Source organism: Psychroflexus salinarum, from assembly GCF_042677225.1.
Classification (GTDB): Bacteria; Bacteroidota; Bacteroidia; order Flavobacteriales; family Flavobacteriaceae; genus Psychroflexus; species Psychroflexus salinarum.
In genome coordinates, this window is record NZ_JBHTIV010000009.1 from 1 (window position 1) to 17,440 (window position 17,440).

General features: G+C 35.5%; 9 protein-coding genes and 2 pseudogenes. 3 read left to right on the top strand and 8 right to left on the bottom strand.

Translation table 11 applies throughout. The features are described 5' to 3' along the window. Positions 1 to 141: 141 nt before the first annotated feature. Positions 142 to 522: a helix-turn-helix domain-containing protein gene (locus ACFQ0R_RS07895; RefSeq protein ID WP_379657838.1), complete on the bottom strand. Its 381-nt coding sequence runs from the start codon at positions 520 to 522 to the stop codon at positions 142 to 144. A 277-nt stretch (positions 523 to 799) separates the two neighbouring features. Here ACFQ0R_RS07895 and ACFQ0R_RS13280 point away from each other — a divergent pair. From ACFQ0R_RS13280 to ACFQ0R_RS07910, 3 genes and pseudogenes are all read left to right on the top strand, one after another. Then, positions 800 to 1,580: pseudogene (locus ACFQ0R_RS13280) on the top strand (transposase); the annotation flags it as partial. Between the two features lie 237 nt (positions 1,581 to 1,817). After that, entirely contained in the window at positions 1,818 to 4,247 is a 2,430-nt protein-coding gene (locus tag ACFQ0R_RS07905; RefSeq protein WP_379657840.1) for an ExeM/NucH family extracellular endonuclease, read from the top strand. A 663-nt stretch (positions 4,248 to 4,910) separates the two neighbouring features. Continuing rightward, positions 4,911 to 7,526 carry an endonuclease gene (locus tag ACFQ0R_RS07910; protein ID WP_379657841.1) on the top strand — a complete coding sequence of 872 codons (2,616 nt, stop codon included), beginning with the start codon at positions 4,911 to 4,913 and terminating at the stop codon, positions 7,524 to 7,526. A gap of 397 nt (positions 7,527 to 7,923) precedes the next feature. Here ACFQ0R_RS07910 and ACFQ0R_RS07915 read toward each other — a convergent pair. From ACFQ0R_RS07915 to ACFQ0R_RS07945, 7 genes and pseudogenes are all read right to left on the bottom strand, one after another. Beyond that, positions 7,924 to 8,202 (bottom strand): annotated as a pseudogene (locus ACFQ0R_RS07915) (RNA-binding domain-containing protein); the annotation flags it as partial. Between the two features lie 116 nt (positions 8,203 to 8,318). Next, entirely contained in the window at positions 8,319 to 9,449 is a 1,131-nt protein-coding gene (locus ACFQ0R_RS07920; RefSeq protein WP_379657842.1) for a hypothetical protein, read from the bottom strand. An 11-nt stretch (positions 9,450 to 9,460) separates the two neighbouring features. Next, positions 9,461 to 11,995: a TonB-dependent receptor gene (locus tag ACFQ0R_RS07925; protein ID WP_379657843.1), complete on the bottom strand. Its 2,535-nt coding sequence runs from the start codon at positions 11,993 to 11,995 to the stop codon at positions 9,461 to 9,463. Between the two features lie 288 nt (positions 11,996 to 12,283). Beyond that, a complete protein-coding gene (locus ACFQ0R_RS07930) occupies positions 12,284 to 12,574 on the bottom strand; it encodes a hypothetical protein (protein ID WP_379657844.1) in 291 nt (96 codons plus the stop codon). A gap of 100 nt (positions 12,575 to 12,674) precedes the next feature. Beyond that, positions 12,675 to 15,824, bottom strand: a complete 3,150-nt coding sequence (locus ACFQ0R_RS07935) for an Eco57I restriction-modification methylase domain-containing protein (RefSeq protein ID WP_379657845.1) — start codon at positions 15,822 to 15,824, stop codon at positions 12,675 to 12,677. Positions 15,825 to 16,589: 765 nt separating this feature from the next. Beyond that, on the bottom strand, positions 16,590 to 17,057 hold the full coding sequence (locus tag ACFQ0R_RS07940; protein WP_379657846.1) for a PEGA domain-containing protein: 468 nt from the start codon (positions 17,055 to 17,057) through the stop codon (positions 16,590 to 16,592). A gap of 97 nt (positions 17,058 to 17,154) precedes the next feature. Continuing rightward, positions 17,155 to 17,421 carry a TM2 domain-containing protein gene (locus tag ACFQ0R_RS07945; RefSeq protein ID WP_379657847.1) on the bottom strand — a complete coding sequence of 89 codons (267 nt, stop codon included), beginning with the start codon at positions 17,419 to 17,421 and terminating at the stop codon, positions 17,155 to 17,157. Between the last annotated feature and the right edge of the window lie 19 nt (positions 17,422 to 17,440).

A 17,440-nucleotide genomic window follows, 5' to 3' on the forward strand; every position in this document is an offset into this window, starting at 1 on the left:
ACTTAACTTTTGATACTTTTTTTTTGGGCAGTCTTGTTCTTTGTCTTTCATCTTGATCCTGAATTAAATGATTGATTTTTAGTCAACCAATTTCAGGAAAAGACACTTGTTTAGATATCCCGAAACACTGATAGACCCACTTCATTTTGAAAGGTCTCTTTTGCGTTTTTCTATCGCTTTGGCCAATGCATCGGGCAAATGCTTTTTTGCTAAATCAAGTCCTGAAAGGTTTTCTAGATTAGCAATGTAATCCCTTTGAAACTCTTTGATAAACTCGAGTTCTTCAATTTTATCTTTTAGCTTTTTGATCTCATCTTGCTTACTCATACCTCGTTTCTTTTGTTCTAAGGTACTGTATTTTTTGAGCCAGTACTCTATTGAAGACCTGGAGACCTTATAAGATTTAGCAGCGTGGTTGATGGAGATCTGACCGTTTTGAATTTTGTCAATGATCATGAGTTTGAGTTCAAAACTTAACTTTTGATACTTTTTTTTTGGGCAGTCTTGTTCTTTGTCTTTCATCTTGATCCTGAATTAAATGATTGATTTTTAGTCAACCAATTTCAGGAAAAGACAGTTCTTTAAATGTATGCTAACGTTTTGCGTGTATGGCTCGTTGCGGATTAAACAACTAAGTTTTTCATTTAAGCAGTAAAAGTAGCAAAAAAAAACACCGATTTTGCGTTAAGCACTTTAGCCGCAATGAGCTATAAGCGCTGTGCCTATTGCACAACTCAATTTCTTGTAAATATATATAATTGATTGGCATTGAAAAGTTTGGAATTGATTATCTTTAGTAATGCAAGGAAAAAAGACCTATCAAGAGAAATTGTTTACTCGATTCTTACTGAGTGAACGCATCCCCGAAGAGAATTTTTATCGCAGATTAAAGTCGGTTTTAGATTTAGAGTATCTGTACAAATTGACCAAGCCTTATTACGAATCAAGCGGTCAAAAAAGCATTGATCCTGTTGTGTTTTTTAAGTTATGCTTGGTGGGTATTTAGAGAACATTATCAGTGATCGGAAACTGATTGAGCATTGTAGTATGCGCTTGGATATTTTGTTCTTTATAGACTACGATATAGACGGTGAATTGCCCTGGCATTCTACAATAAGAAGAACTCGTCAGCTTTTTCCAGAAGAGATATTTGAAGAGATCTTTCCCAAAGTTTTAAAGATGTGTATTGATAAAGGTATGGTGAATAGTCATACCCAAGCTATAGACTCCGCACCATTCAAAGCCAGTAAGGAGCAACAAAGCATCAGTGCTAATAAACAAGAGGCAACAGCACTAAAGTCCAGAAACAAAAAATGGTCAAAAGATCAGGACTACCGTCCAGAGGCAAAAAACAAAGGGGCTCCCTATACCAGTAATGATGCTTTCCTCTCGTTACGCTTTCAATAAAGCAAACTCGTTGGAGGCAAGACATTCCAACAGATCCAGACGCTTGCATTAATGTCAAACCTGGCAAAGCCAGAAAGCTGAATTACCTAAGTCAGTTAAGCGTAGATACTGGACTCCATGTCATTACCGATATTAGAGCTTATCATGCAGACAAGAAAGACAATCAATACCTTCATTTTTTAGGATTACAACTAAAAGCTCTTTAATACCTTATCGTCTTTAATTTAGTGTAGATCTAAGTTCCGATTCTTAGCGGAGCTACTTTAGTTTCCTAAAGCAGATACATTCCATTAGTGAACTTTAATTAATATTCATAAAATCATCCTGTTATATTATAAAATACTTTTATGTTTACCGGTGAATTTTTATCCTTTACTGCATAGCATTAAAGGACTGTAAATCAAATTTTAATGAAAAAAAAATCACCTTTATTTTACGTATTATTGCTAGGATTATGTGTAGGGACGTATGCTCAAAATGTTATGTCGGTAGAAGATTTTGATAGCAATACCGTTAACTTAAATGCAAACCATATTGCAGACTCCGAAATGTATGAAGTTAGTGTTGAAAATCTATTTAGCAGTGTAGATGATCGGATAGTTGGTAACGCTATGCCCTATGATTTGGCAGACAATATTAAAGCTGATATGAATGATGCTCAGGAGCTAGAAAATTTTCCTGAAATCTCTCCTGTTCTGTCTGAACAAAATCCTGCTGTTTTTGTCAGCCTTAATGATGCTGCGGCTGAGTCACAAAATAATTCAATTGTAAAGATAAGTGAGGTGCAAGGAAGTACAGATGCAAGTCCCTTGGAAAACACCACTGTTATGGTTGAAGCAATTGTCATTGGAGACTATCAAGAAGACAACCAGCTGATCGGATTTTTTATTCAGGAAGAAGATAAAGATAGTGATACTGATCCTATGACATCTGAAGCTCTATTTGTACTTTGTCAATATTGCCCAGTCGATGTCAATGTAGGAGATCTGGTGAAAGTGTCTGGACAAGTGGTAGAGTTCTATGGAAATACACAAATCGAAGCTACCGATAGTAATGCTGTAAGCATTGTCAGCAGCGGGAATCCCCTACCTACTCATGCAACTTTGAGTTTTCCTGCCCCTGCAGGAACCCAGCTCGAAGACACTTACGAAAGTGTAGAAAACATGCTGGTGACCTATACGACAGATTTAGTAGTTAGTGAAAGTTTTGAACTTGCCCGTTTTGGCCAATTGGTCCTGAGTGGAAATTCAAGAGTACAACAATTTACAGATTCAAATGAACCTGATGTTTCTGGCTACGCCACCCATCTAGAAGAATTGGAAGCGTCACGCATTATTTTGGATGATGATAACAATATCCAGAACAAACCTACTAGTGGTTCTATTGATGAGCCCTACTTTTGGCCACGCCCTGGACTAAGCAACTCCAACCTTATCCGTAGTGGTGATAAAATAAGCAATCTCACTGGTATTATGCACTGGTCATTTTCAGGGCAAAACGGCACAGATGCTTGGAGAATTAGACCAGTTTTAAACGCCTTTAACTACGAATTTACCCATTCAAATCCAAGACCAGCTTCTCCAGAGGATGTTGGAGGTAGCTTAAAAGTAGCTAGCTTTAATGTTTTAAATTATTTTACAACTTTAAACGAAAGAGGAGCAAATTCAACAGCAGAATTGAAGCGCCAACGCGAAAAGATTGCCGCTGCTATTTGTGGCTTAGACGCCGATATCATTGGATTAATTGAAATTGAAAACAATGGAGCGGTTGCTTTAGACGATTTGTTAAATGGCACTGGAGGAATCAATACAGTATGTGGAAACAATTATGTTGGGCTAGACACTGGCATTATTGGAACAGGTCAGATTACTGTTGCCTTTATTTACAACACTGCAACGGTAAGTTTGGAGGGGAATCCTGCAATTCTAGATGCTTCTGTAGACCCTCGTTTTAAAGATACCAGTAACCGTCCTAGTTTGGCTCAGACCTTCAGGCAACATTCTACCGATGGCGTTCTTACAGTTGCAGTCAATCACTTGAGATCTAAAGGCTCCCCCTGTTCCGGAGATCCAGATTTGAACGATGGTGCTGGCAATTGTAACCAGACCAGAACTGAAGCAGCTGCTGCCCTTGTAGATTGGCTAGCCACAGATCCAACCTCTAGTGAAGATGAAGATTTCTTGATTATTGGCGATTTAAATGCATATAAAAACGAAACTCCTATCGATAATATTCTACTGGGAAGTGATGATAACGCAAACACGGCCGATGACTTCACCAATCTTATAGACGATTACCTGGGCGAAGGTGCTTACAGTTATGTTTATGGAGGACAAGTCGGTTATTTAGATTATGCTTTGGCAAATTCAAGTCTGGCCAACCAAATCACAGGAACTAGCATTTGGCACGTGAATGCTGATGAAATAAATCTATTTGATTATAATGATGATGTGACGGATTCCTCAGAAGCTTCATATGAACGAGAATCTGATGCACTTCCAATTTATGAAGCTAATGCATATAGAGCTTCAGATCACGATCCCGTGTTGGTCGGTTTGGACTTAAATTCAACTTTGGCAACGAAAGAAGCGTCTTTTGATAATCAAATCATAATCTTTCCCAACCCTGTTAATGATAGAATAAATCTTATCAATCAAACCCAATCTAACCTGATTCAAGCAAAGATTGTAGATACAAGCGGTAAAATCGTTCAATTAATAAACCTCAGAGAAATGAATATCCAAGAGCAAATTAATGTTTCAGAATTGGCGGCAGGAGTGTACCATTTTATAATTGAAAGCCAACTAAATATAGCGGTAAAGCGATTGGTAAAATTATAATTTGAATAGGTTATAAAAACACTCTTAAATAGAAAACATGTAATAATAAAAACATTAAAGAAGTTCTTGAAGCTAAAGAATATTATAAAATTTAAATCTTATAAAGATATAATCTATTCGAAAAACTTCACAGCAAAGCTATTTTTATTTAATTTCAAAGGTGTTCAATCAAGGTACTTACCAGCTACTAAGCAGGTGTTTTAGAAAATAGATATAGTAACTATGGAGTTTTGAAGAAATTATAGAGGTAATTTTATTAAGTATGTTTATAGTGCTTCGGATATAATGGAAGCACCCGAAGTAAGCAGTGTAACTAGACGACATTTTATAATGCTTTAAGAATACATGAGCAAGTTGGATTTTTACATAAAAGATTAGAAGTGATTACTTTACTATAATTCAAAACTTTCGCTTGTTATAAAATCTTCCATCTAAATATTGACTTCTGTACTAAAAATAATAGTCAAAAGTTATATATATCAACGGTTCCGGCGGTTATTCATGAAAGCCGCTGCTGAGCCGTTACGGCTTTGAAACAGCTAGCCTATCCCTTCAATTCTGTGTTGAGCCTTAAAGGCTAACCATAACGGTTTGTTTACAATCTGATAATCTCACCCGTTTACCATTTATATAGTTTTAGGCTCATAAAAAAAACAAATAAAAATGACAAAAAATTACAAGTTAATGTGGAAAAGTATACTCCTGGGGATACTAACTTTTTCTTTTTATGCAGTTCAGGCACAAGCACCCGCCGGTTATTATTCGACAGCCGAAGGAAAGGCAGGTGAAGCGCTTAAAAGCAGTCTTTACGAAATTATTAAAAATCATGTCGAATTTCCGTATACGAGCAGCTCGACTGATGTTTGGGATATTCTCAAAGAAACAGATCGTGATCCGAATAATCCTAACAATGTTGTAGGGATATATTCTAATTTTTCAATGACAGCTTCCCTAGAATATAACAGTGGTGACGGATGGAACAGGGAGCACGTCTGGGCCAAATCCAAAGGAGACTTTGGGACAAATCTTGGCGCAGGAACAGATGTTCACCATCTTCGTGCTGCTGATATTTCAACCAACTCGGCACGGAACAACAGAACCTTCGCTGAAGCTACCGCCCCCTATGTGGATGGAAGCGGAACCTATCAGGGAGCTACAGGATCTTACACGAGTAGCAGTGAGTTTGTATGGGAGCCTAGAGCCGAAGTCAAAGGAGATGTTGCCCGGATGATTTTTTATATGGCCACTCGCTATGAAGGTTTTAATGGGGAACCTGACTTAGAACTTGTAGATTATGTAGTTGATGCCTCAGATAAATCGCCACTCCACGGAAAACTTTCGGATTTATTGGCCTGGCATGCAGCTGACCCCGTAGATGAACTGGAAAAACAGAGAAATGATATCATTTATACCTATCAGCAAAATCGCAACCCCTATATTGACCATCCTGAATACGTGGAATCCATCTGGGGACAAGCAACTGATCCTGCATTAGCTATTACATCAACTCCGGTAGATGAGGTCACCGTCAATACGACTTACACGTATAACATCACAGCCTCGGGAGAAGAATCTACAGTCTCATTTGATGCAACTCAGAAGCCATCCTGGTTGACCTTTACCGACAATAATAATGGCACCGCTATTTTAACGGGAACCCCTACGGAAGCGAATACAGGCACCTATGCTATTGATATAAATGCTACTAATGGAACAGAAAATACCTCGCAGGCCTTTACATTAACCGTGACAGCATCACCTTCTGGCGATGGATATGCCACGGATTTACTGATTTCAGAATACATTGAAGGATCTTCGTATAATAAAGTTCTGGAAATAGCCAATTTTACAGGTTCCGATGTTGACCTTTCATCTTATTCTCTGCACAAACAAACCAACGGATCCGGAGACTGGAGTACAGGATTAAATCTTACAGGAATCCTACCACAAGGCGAAGTGTACGTTATTGCGCATCCCTCTGCATCCTCTGAAATTATTGTACAGGCTGATTTAACCTCGGGTTCATCAGAATTGAATTTTAATGGCAATGACGCTGTCGCTTTATTCAAATCGGGTAATTTACTGGATATAGTAGGTGTTTTTAACGACGGGACCAATTTTGCAAAAGATGTCACACTGGTGAGAAAATCGAGTGTTACATCTCCAACGATTACCTATGATGCTAACGAATGGGATACGTATACAAAAGATACATTTACGTATTTAGGCGGGCATACATTTAGCTCTGCAGAAAACGAAGCTCCAACCGTTTCGATTACTTCTCCGACAACTAATTCTGCTTTTACAGAGGGCGATGTTATTAGCATTGAAGCTTCTGCGAATGATGCTGATGGGAATGTGACCAAAGTAGTATTTTACGAAGGCAGCAACGTTCTTGGTGAAGATGATTCTTCGCCTTATTCTTTGAACTGGTCAACTTCGACTTCGGGTAGTTTCTCTCTTACAGCCCTAGCTTATGATGATAAAAACACAACAAGCATGTCGGAGGCTGTTACTATTACTATAGAATCTTCTTCGAATACACCCGACTTGTTTTTTTCAGAATATATTGAAGGCTCTTCGTATAATAAAGCTTTAGAAATAGCCAATCTGACGGGTTCAGACGTTGACCTTTCCTCTTATTCTGTACATAAACAAACCAATGGATCCGGAGACTGGAGTACAGGGCTTAGTCTTTCAGGAACTCTGGCCCAGGGAGACGTTTATGTTATTGCACATTCCTCTGCATCCCCTGAAATTCTTGCACAGGCCGATATAGACATAACTACTTCAGAAATCAACTTTAACGGTAATGATGCTGTTGCCTTATTTAAATCTGGTGAGCTTTTGGATATCCTCGGTGTTTTTAATGACGATGCCTATTTTGCAAAAGATGTAACCCTGGTAAGGAAATCCAGAGTTACCTCTCCCAGAACGATCTATGATGTTAATGAATGGGATACTTATACAAAAGATACATTTGGGTATTTAGGAAATACCACCTTAAGTACTTTCGGCATCAATGCGGTAAAAGATAAGCTGATATTTTATCCAAATCCGTTTCAGAATACAGCCAGGCTAAAGTTTAGTTCACCAGAAGCTTCAGAGGTTTTGATGACTATATACACTTTAACGGGCCAAAAAATCGAGAGCCATTTATATCCAAAAAACCGGTATACCAATGAAATCAGATTAGGCACTGAATTGAGTAAAGGCATCTATATTCTTGAAGTGGTCATTGACGGGATTCCCCAGCGAATGAAAATTATCAAAGAATAGAGTAATAGGCATTTTAAACTAAAAGCTTTTATGATTTAGAAAAAGGCTTAACTGATTAAATCAAAATTAAAACGCGAGGGGCAACCTTCGCGTTTTTTTGGTCCATGCATAAATTATAGCGCGGTGGCGTTTTATCTTTTAAAGAGGAATGTAGGTTTAGATAGAAAAAACTATTAATCAACATTATCAACGCTTAAACAAAGGCTTTTACGATTGAGAGTTGGTTTAAGCGTTGAAATATAAATAGATCAATGCATTTATTTTAAGGATTTCATGAAATCATTATAGTTTGCATAGGAAATCTTAAAGTCATCATCATTATCTGAAACAATTATGTCATCAAGTTCTGACTCATCAGTTTGACTTTAGGCAAACGCAAAAACTGTAAATTTTCTTAAGACGCAATTGGCAGGTGTTCCAAGTACGTATTGATCAAATTTTGAATCTTACTAGCATCAAAAAATTCTACACCAACAATGAGGTTATTCTCGTCTTCAACACCTATGACGATATAGCTATTTTTGTTTAGATTGGTATTGGAGAGGCAGCAAACGTGTTTCAAAAATTTAGCTTTCTCTACTCGTAAGCAAATATCGTCAAGCAATTTCTTGTCGTAAAAACTATTCTCGCCACTATGGGTAGTAAGGTTTTTGATAAGGAGACGCTTGTTAATCATAGGCTAGGTTAAAATAACAAGAAAAAAGTCAACTTAGCTTCAGACAAGTTTGATTAATTGTAAAAAAAAACGAGACCCAAAATGGGTCTCGTTTAATAAATAAGGTTGAATTTATATTAAGCATCCGGATTGTAGATCCAGCTTCCCTCTTCCTTGATTAAGTAGACGGTTTCTGTACCAGAAGTACCGTTATAAATAGCATAAGTAATGACATACTTTTGACCATTTTCAGCATCAGGATTTTTGCTCTCTAGTAAAACATTCATCGCTTCTAATATCATCTCCTCACTCCAGAAATTAGGATTACCTTCTCTACGGTCGAAGTTACCAAAGTTATCCGCACTTGATGTTGGTCCTGGATACTGGCTTGATAGAGCATTAGCGATTAAACTGAAATCCTCTGCCGTTAATTCGTATTTGATCGTGTTATCCGGAACCCAGGTTTCACCATCATGACCAAACTGTAGCGTTTCAGGAACCACGTTAGTCATTAATGTCCACGTGTTATCTTTATAGATGTAGTTAGCAAACTGGAAATTTACACTGCCATCGTAATACTTGTAAAGGATATTTTTAACTGTACCTTCCTCTATAACTTCATCATAAAAAACAGAGTTGTTAAGTAAAATTTGAAGTTTAGTTTCAGCCTGATCCTGGCTATCAAAATTATTGAATCTACCGTGACCCATTTCCTCATACTGAGCATCTGTTACTCTCATGGTTTCATTCCACTTTGAACCATCAAATATGAATCCCTGAGTCCATGTATTTACAGAGCCATCATAAAACTTGAAGGTTAATAAAACAAGGTCATCTTCTCCAGCGTCAGGATACTTAGTACTTAAGAAATCTTTAATGTCGTCGTAATTATCAAAGTTGCCATATCTTGAATAAGGAGCGTAATCTGCACTTGTCAACGTATATCTAGTAGTATCGTCACTAACTGATAATACGGGTGAATATAAATCGTAAGTGACTAGTGCCTGAGAGCCCCTACCCCAAAATGGAAACAATCCGTCAAGCAAAACAGGGACTAGCTCTTTGGCTTCGTCAGTGTTGCTAAAGTTAGGGAATCTTAGGTCCAGAACATCTGTATAATCTTCTTCAACCAGTGTATATTCTGCAGCACCAACAACAGGCTCGCTATCAAGTTCAGCATTGATTTCGTTTTCAATGTCTTCTACTGGCTCACAGCTTATGATGAATAAGCTAAAAAATAAGCCTGCTAAGAGAGATATTTTTTTCATTTCAATTTGTTTTAAAAGTTAATTTTAGTTCCTACTGTATATGTTCTTCCGAAACCGTACCATACGAGTGCATCTGAAGCAGTTGCAGTAGAGCCGTTTCTTGCATCAGCAATGTAATCTGTATCAAATAAGTTATTGACGTTTACAATGATAGTCCCGTCTAAACTCCCTATTTTATAGTTATGAGTTAAGCCAAAATCAAAAAGGCCATATTCTGGAACCTTCCAGGATTGTGGTGCATCTGGAGAAGTTCTTGTGTTTGGATCGAAATCTGCATAGAAGTCTCCTGCATAATTGTAATCTAAGCGAAGGTTTGTTCCTGGGAACACTTCGTATTGAGAACCTAAAGCAAAAGTAGTTTGAGCAGCATCACCTACTTTTAAATCTTCGATATAAAGATCTATGGTTCTTACAAGGTTTTGTTCATCATCAAAGATTTGAACGTCAGTTACATTGTTATCCCATGTCCAGTCTCCTAAAGAAACCATACCTGTGAATGTTAAACGATTGGTAGCCTTGTATCTAAAGTCCAATTCAATTCCCTGGTGAATTGCATTTACACCTAAAATGTTTGCTGATCCAAACGTACCATCCTGATTTTGGAAACTTTGAGTTAATGTTCTGTCGTTCCAACGGGTGTGGTAAATATTTAAGTTTCCTGAAAACTTGCTTGATCTAAAACCATAACCAAGTTCAGCACTAAATATTTTTTGGTTTTCAGCGCCTTCATTGATGTCATTTTGAAAATTTAAGAATGCTGCTCTAAAAAACGGTGCTCTTTCAAAATAACCAACGTTTGCAAAGATGTTTTGATTATCATCTATATTTAAATTGGCACCCCCTTTTGCAGAGTATCCGAAAAAGTTTTGAAAATCAGTTTCCTGTTCTGGATCAGAATCTAAGTAGTTGAAATAATCAATACGTTTATATGAAGTATTTGAAGCTGCTAAAGAAACAAATGCGGATAATTCATTATTTGAGTACTCAGCCTGAACAAAACCTCCCTCCCAAAGCACGATTCCGTCATTCCAATAGCTGATTTTATCACCAACTTCAGCAGTATTTGTCGGGTTATTCACGTTGGAGTCATCAAAATAAAACTGACCTCCTAATAAATCTTTTACTTCCTGGAAGTGTTTTCCTTCGTAATATCTAAGATCAAGACCAGCTAATAATTTTATATCATCGGTTAAATCTGTTGTTAACGTAGACAAGCCACCAAACCAAGAGTGATCATTTCTTGAATCTCTCAAAATAGTTTCAGACCCTAAAGCTCCACGAGCAACATTTTCATCTACAATCTTATCGAAGTTAACAGGTTGTGCAAAACCGTCTCTGTATTCAGAGTCTAAACCAAATTTACTCACACCAGAGAAGCCTCCGCCACCACCAGTACCAAACGAGGCATAAAGCGCTGTAGATAATTGTGTTTTATCACTGATATCCCAATAGTGATTTAAAGACATCTGAGGCTTGTGGTAAAAGTTGTCTTCCACGCTGGTAACCTGGCCATTTTTATAACCCCAGTCCCTGTTTAATTTGATTCCTCTTTCACTTCTTTGGAAAGTACTAATCAATTCTCTGTTTTGACGCTGACCATGTTCTTGTGGTGCACCAAAAGCTGTGAACGATAGCTGATGATCTTCTCCTAAATCTTTAGCTATATTTATAAAGTATGAGTAACCTTCAAACCAAGTCCCATCGACAAAACCGTTACCAGATGTTTTAGAAGCTGAAACTGTAGCTGCCCAGCCATTGTCCATGCGTCCAGTCGAAATTGTACCACCAAATTTCTGGTAGCCATCGTTACCAGTAGTCGCAAAAAAGCTTCCTCCTTTTTCGGCATCAGTTGTTTTTGTAACAATGTTGATTGTTCCTCCAATAGAAGGCACAGCAACCTTAGAAGCACCTAGACCTCTTTGTACCTGCATAAAACGAGTCACATCCGATAAACCAGCCCAGTTTGACCAGTAGACACGACCATTCTCCATGTCATTAACAGGTACACCGTTAATCATCACAGCAATGTTTTCTGAATTGAAACCTCTTAATCTCAAGTTAGCATCTCCATAACCTCCACCTTGCTTGGTCACATAAATACCTGGAGTAGATTTTAAGATTTCAGGAAATTCCTGGCTACCTAATTGAGTTTCAATTTCTTTTGATTTCAAAGTAGATACTGCTACAGGAGTCTGACGATCGATTGCCAATGAATACGTTGTAATTACAATTTCTTCAAGTGCGTTATCGTCTTCTGACAATTTTATTTCACCAATATTTACCTGGTTACCAGCTATTGTAAAATCAACAGTAGTTGGTTTAAAACCAACATAGGAAATTTTAAGTGTCCCTGAATTTACTTTGACGTTTAAAGTAAACTCACCATCAAAGTTTGTGGTTGTCCCTGTACGTGAACCTTCAAGTATGACATTGGCTCCTGGTAAAGGAGCATTCATTGAGCCATCTAAAATTGTTCCGGTTACAGTGTTTTGCGCATAAGTCCCTATCCCCATAAGTAAGAATAAGCCAAGTAGCATTTTTTTCATTTGAAAATGTTTTTGTTTATATGAGGTTGCAAAGAAAATGATATAAGAGATTCTAATATTAACTTAAGATTAAGAATGAGTTTTTTTTTAAGTTAACGAATGCTTTACTTAATTCTCGCTCTCTGGAATAGTAAATGTTGATAGATGCCATTTGTGAAGTATTAAATTCACTTGGGGGGGTATTTTTAAGTCCATACTGATAACTATGTTCTATTTTGATTTAAGGTTCTCGTCTTTAAAAAAAGTAAAAAGTCTTCTGCTTTATTATAATTTAAATCAAAACTTTGTCTAATGGGGTTTAACATGATAAGCTATACTTCTAAACCATTTATCTATGCCAGATGGACGCAACGATATCTTATCAAAGAGTAGAGAGTTATTTATTGTTCCTTTATTATTTTTTAGAATAAGACCTATTTTAAATTTTTTACTTTTTAAATGATTAAATTGTGTTTCTCTTGTAAGTAAACAGTTTACTAGTTTGAAAACATACTCATAGACTTCATTTTCACGTTTTGCAACACCTATAATCATGCTTTCACTTTCATCCGACTGAAAACTCCCGATAGTTTCTAACACATAACTTTTTTTTCCTTGATTTGGAGAGTGCCTGTAAATTTTTTATCAGGATTTTTTGATAGCCACCATTCTCCTAGATAAGTTTCAACATCTCCCATAGCTAACTATTCTCAACCATCTCAATCTCCTCCTCCGTCAATTCATACAGCTCATACACCATCTGGTCAATTTCCTTGTCAATTTGGTGGATTTGAGATTTAAGGTTGTTAGCTTTTTGTTGTTCTGAAAGGAAATACTCTTCCCACTCGGCTTCCTGGGAGAGGCTGAGTTGTATCTTTTTCTTCTTCAACTCTTTGATAAAGTTGGCATAGCTTAACTCATACCAGTCTTGAAGCTTTTTGGGTAGTTTTTCTAATTCTACTGGAAATTGACGTTGTAAACTGCGTTGGAATTTATTGATGAGATCTGTTTTATTTAAATTATAATCTAATATTTTATCTACTTTTTGCTCAAAGTGTATTTCATTTTCATTTAGATTATTAGGTATAGGTAATGTCATAACTTTGTCTCTTCTAAAATCGTAAAAGCCTCCTCTAGGCGATGTACATATATTTTTAAGAATAAAAAAAGAAACTTTTGAATTCAATAAGGCAATTAAGCCTTTTGTTGAATTAGCAATAAAATAATTATTATTATTAGTAAGCAGTAAATCACCTTCCCTATCTAAATAAAATCCACATTCATTTGTTATGCTTCTCCAAATAATTTTTGGCTTTTGAATTTCTTTGTGGTTATCACAGGGTCTTAAATTCCACCAATTTTCTCCTTTGTCACCTCTTCCTTTAAGATCTGATTCAAATTTTTTCAACCATCCAAAAATTGAAGGAAACTTTTCGGGTATGTTAATATCATATTGAGTAAAAAGCATATACTTAGGAGAATCAATCAACCTATATCTATATATTTCTTTTCCAGTTGCAACTTTTTTTATAAGTTTTAAAGAGTTTTCATCTTTATCAACTATTTTAGACTTAGTTTTATCATCGATGATGAAAGCATCATTTTTCCCTGTTTTAATTCCTAAATAAGCTTTTTCATCCACGTACTCTGATAACCTTAAGTTCTTATTTAGCTTTTCAAATAATAGAAATTCTTTTTTAGGAATGAAATTCCATAAACCCTCTGAATCTAAGCTCGAAATATAAATTTCTTGTTTTTTTAGTTCTAAAGTGCTTATTGGGTCATTCGTCTGATCATTTTTATTTATTTTAGAGTATACAAATGTCTTAGCACCATAATAAGGTCTCTTATTGAGCACATAAATAATTGGATAAGTTGTAGCATCAGAAAATATAGGATAGTCATCAAAATCTACTAACAACTCCAAGTTAGCGTTTTCTATAATTACTTTTCTTATATTTTTGCCATAAGTAGCTTTTAAGAATTTATTAGGGAGGATAAAAGAAAATAACCCATTCTCATTAATTAAATCAATACCTTTTTCAATGAAATAAGTATATAAGTCAGCTACACTATTATAAGATTTATATTTTTTTTCTAGGTAAGGTTTTATTTCTTTAAACAATTCTTGCCTTACATAAGGTGGGTTACCAATCACTACATCAAAACCACCTTTGGCAAACACCTGAGGAAATTCTTTTTTCCATTTAAAGGCTTTATCACCAGCTACTTCAGGATCATCTATTAAGGAATTACCACATTTTATATTATTGCTAAGGTCATTAAGCTTTCGGTTAGGTTGCGCTGTTCTTATCCATAAAGACAACTTGGCTATTTCAACAGATTCATTATTAATGTCAACACCAAAGAGGTTGTTTTCTAAAATGCTGTTTTCCACATTAGGGAACACAAACCCGCCACCCATGAGTTTGGTTTCCAGTTCATCAAGATACTGGTGTTCTGCTATCAAATAGTTGAGTGCTTCACCAAGGAATGCTCCAGAACCACAAGCTGGATCAACAACAGTTAGTTGTAACAACCAATCTCTGTAGGTATTCAGTTTTTTTAATAATTCCTTTTTGGTCTTCGTTTGTCGTTTGATGTTGTAATCTTCTTCAACTAGATTCACTTCTGTTTTCTTTTCCTCACAAAGCTTACCTATAGTGTTTTCAACAATGTATTTGGTAATGTATTTTGGGGTATAAAACACACCATCCTTTTTCGGTTTAGAGATCTTGACTTCAGAGGGATTCTCTTCAAGCTGAGTTTGAATTTCTTCAATTTCATTTAGTGAACTTTCAAAAATATGACCAATTATATTGACATCTACTTCACTAGCAAAATCATATTCGGATAGTCTAAGCGTATATTTATAAAGCAATTCATCATCAATGGTAATTTTGTCTAACACCTCATCAGGTCTGAATAAACCACCGTTGTAGGGGTAAACATCATACTGTTTGCCTTTGTGTCCTGTGTTGAGATACCCAAAATACTTTTTGAAAAATTTATAAAGTGGAGTATAAGCATCTAGCTCTTGAAGTTGCTTCCATTGTCTGAGTATTAACCTAACAGAGTTTGGAGGCAGTAAGTGTCTGTCTTCAGCAAAGAATAAAAACAGAAAACGATCCAATAATTTCTGTGATTTTTTAAAAAGCAATAATGGCTCATATTTAGGATTAAGCTCTACTAAATTGTTATACAATTCCCTTTTGAAAACGCTGTAGTCTTTATAAAGCTGTTTGGTGGTGATATCCTCCTGATTATGAGAATCGTTTTTTATCTTCTTGGGAATATCTCGCTTTATGTTTTCATAAGCCAGGCAAAGATAAAGCAAGCTAAAGTCCTCTTCAGTCAGTTCAAATAAATTGAAGGTTTCATGCTCTATGGCATTATCAATATAAAATCTGATCTTCTCAAAATTGGAGGTAATCACATAGGTACAAGTGGACAGGTTATTTTTGTAGCCAAAGGCCTGAGCTTCAATTTTACTAAGATCTGTTGTATTGGTGCCTTTTAGTTCAATAACTCCAATTACATCTTTTTCACCCTTTCCTTTGGAGAGGGATGGGGAGAGGATTCCGCCATCTGCTTTTTTACTGTCCTTGACCTTTTTTAGTTCTGTAGTTAAATTATAGTCAGTTGCAGGATTTAGAGTATATCCCAAAATCTTGACAAACAAAACTCTTAGAAAACCTTCCTGGTATTGCTCTTTCTTGGCATTTCTTATGTTTTCCTTAATTCTTGGGTCATGAAAGTGAGTTTTATAAGCTTCCCACTTTTCTTTTAATAAACTTTGATCTTGGGCATTGATGTATTTCTTTATAACAGTGCTTTGGAATAACGCCATTAGCTAAAATGTATTTCTAAAAAAATTTTAGCCTCGAAAATAGTAAACTTATTGAGTAAAAGGAGTCGAGAGCTAAAATTATCGGTATGATATAAATAAAATGTAATACTGTTTGATAGTTTTAATTATTGAATAGAAGAATTATAACTACCCAATAAAACAATGGAATCACTAAGTTTTATTGGTTTTATAATACCTATCAACGGCTTTAAAGTCAATTGTAATACAGAATTACGGTATTTATGTCGATCGCAATACACTTTGTAATACACTCATTTGGCTTTTGCATTACAACATCTAGGAATTGTATTACAAATGTCAATCTTAATGCTCCAGCTTACTTTTGCTTGAATCTCTATATGAGCTAATGAAACTGGAAACTCGAAACTTTAAGCTATAATGCTTTAAATAACTGATTAATAATATCTTAAAAGTAGAATCAAAAGAGTTTCAAGTTTCCTGTTTCCAAAGCTAAACTCTACTCCATAATTTAAATACTTGACTTTTTGAGTAGCCAGTTATATCAACAACTGATTTTTGTAGAGCTTTGTTCTTTTTTGCGAGCCTGATTTTGTTTGTATAGAGCTATTCCATAAGTAATTTTGGAATTTTTTAAGCTTAATTCTAGTTTTGCTTGATAGAGCTTGTCGAAATAGAAGCCTTGAATTAATTTAATAATAGAGTTAAAATTAGTGATAGTATATAAAAAAAGTCCTGAATGTAAACTCAGGACTCAGAATGAAGTAAATAGATAAAATGTATAATCTATTCATTCAATACTATTACAGATTCTATTACTTTATTTTCTTCATCAACATTCACTTTTGTAAGTTCACCATTTTGCATAGAGTTTAAGAATGCAATTTTATCTTCTTTTTCTAGAGTTACTTTTACATACTTAGTATCTACTCTTTTTAAAGAACCTGTTAAGGCATCAACCCCCCAGCCAATAATACTAAAACCATTTAAAATCGCTACGAGATTAAATTTTGAATCCATAATTACAACTCGTTCAGTAAAGTCATCTAATCTAAAATGTACTTTATCATCTGCCTTAACTTTAATTTGTGTTGGCGTAGTCCCTTTTTCAAATCCATTTACGAATACTTTAGCACCAGAAGGTTCAGTTTCAAACAGAACATTTCGTTTTGCACCAGTAAAAATTGAAGCACAACTTGTTGATAATAATACAACACAAGCCATGATAAAAATAGAGAAGTTTCTTTTAAGCATAATAATTAATTTTATAGTTGGCCTACTCCTTTTTTAAGTCGATTTTCGGCTTATTCCGACTTTAAATTTGTTGGTTAGTTATGATGGATAAGCCATGCTAAAACAGCCCGAGTGTACTCATTTCCTGATTATCTAGTCCTATTTGAGCAGCAATTTTTCTGTTATATTCTTTTATAGCACCACTCAAAGTAAATAATCGCACTAAAGTCCAAACACCAAAACCACCTATAGTAATATAGTATAAGATTTGAGTGCCTATTTTATCCAAAGAGCCGTAAGACCAGCCTAAGAATAGAAACAATAGCCATATAGTACCTGATTTTGCTTTTCTAGTTTCATAAAGCATTAATTTGTTGTTGTCCATAGTCTTTGATTGAGATTAA

Excerpts from the sequence above, each read along its gene's own strand:
- ACFQ0R_RS07940 (WP_379657846.1), bottom strand. The coding sequence starts at position 17,057 with ATGCTTAAAAGAAACTTCTCTATTTTTATCATGGCTTGTGTTGTATTA.
- ACFQ0R_RS07925 (WP_379657843.1), bottom strand. The coding sequence starts at position 11,995 with ATGAAAAAAATGCTACTTGGCTTATTCTTACTTATGGGGATAGGGACT.
- ACFQ0R_RS07905 (WP_379657840.1), top strand. The coding sequence starts at position 1,818 with ATGAAAAAAAAATCACCTTTATTTTACGTATTATTGCTAGGATTATGT.
- ACFQ0R_RS07945 (WP_379657847.1), bottom strand. The coding sequence starts at position 17,421 with ATGGACAACAACAAATTAATGCTTTATGAAACTAGAAAAGCAAAATCA.
- ACFQ0R_RS07895 (WP_379657838.1), bottom strand. The coding sequence starts at position 522 with ATGAAAGACAAAGAACAAGACTGCCCAAAAAAAAAGTATCAAAAGTTA.
- ACFQ0R_RS07935 (WP_379657845.1), bottom strand. The coding sequence starts at position 15,824 with ATGGCGTTATTCCAAAGCACTGTTATAAAGAAATACATCAATGCCCAA.
- ACFQ0R_RS07920 (WP_379657842.1), bottom strand. The coding sequence starts at position 9,449 with ATGAAAAAAATATCTCTCTTAGCAGGCTTATTTTTTAGCTTATTCATC.
- ACFQ0R_RS07910 (WP_379657841.1), top strand. The coding sequence starts at position 4,911 with ATGACAAAAAATTACAAGTTAATGTGGAAAAGTATACTCCTGGGGATA.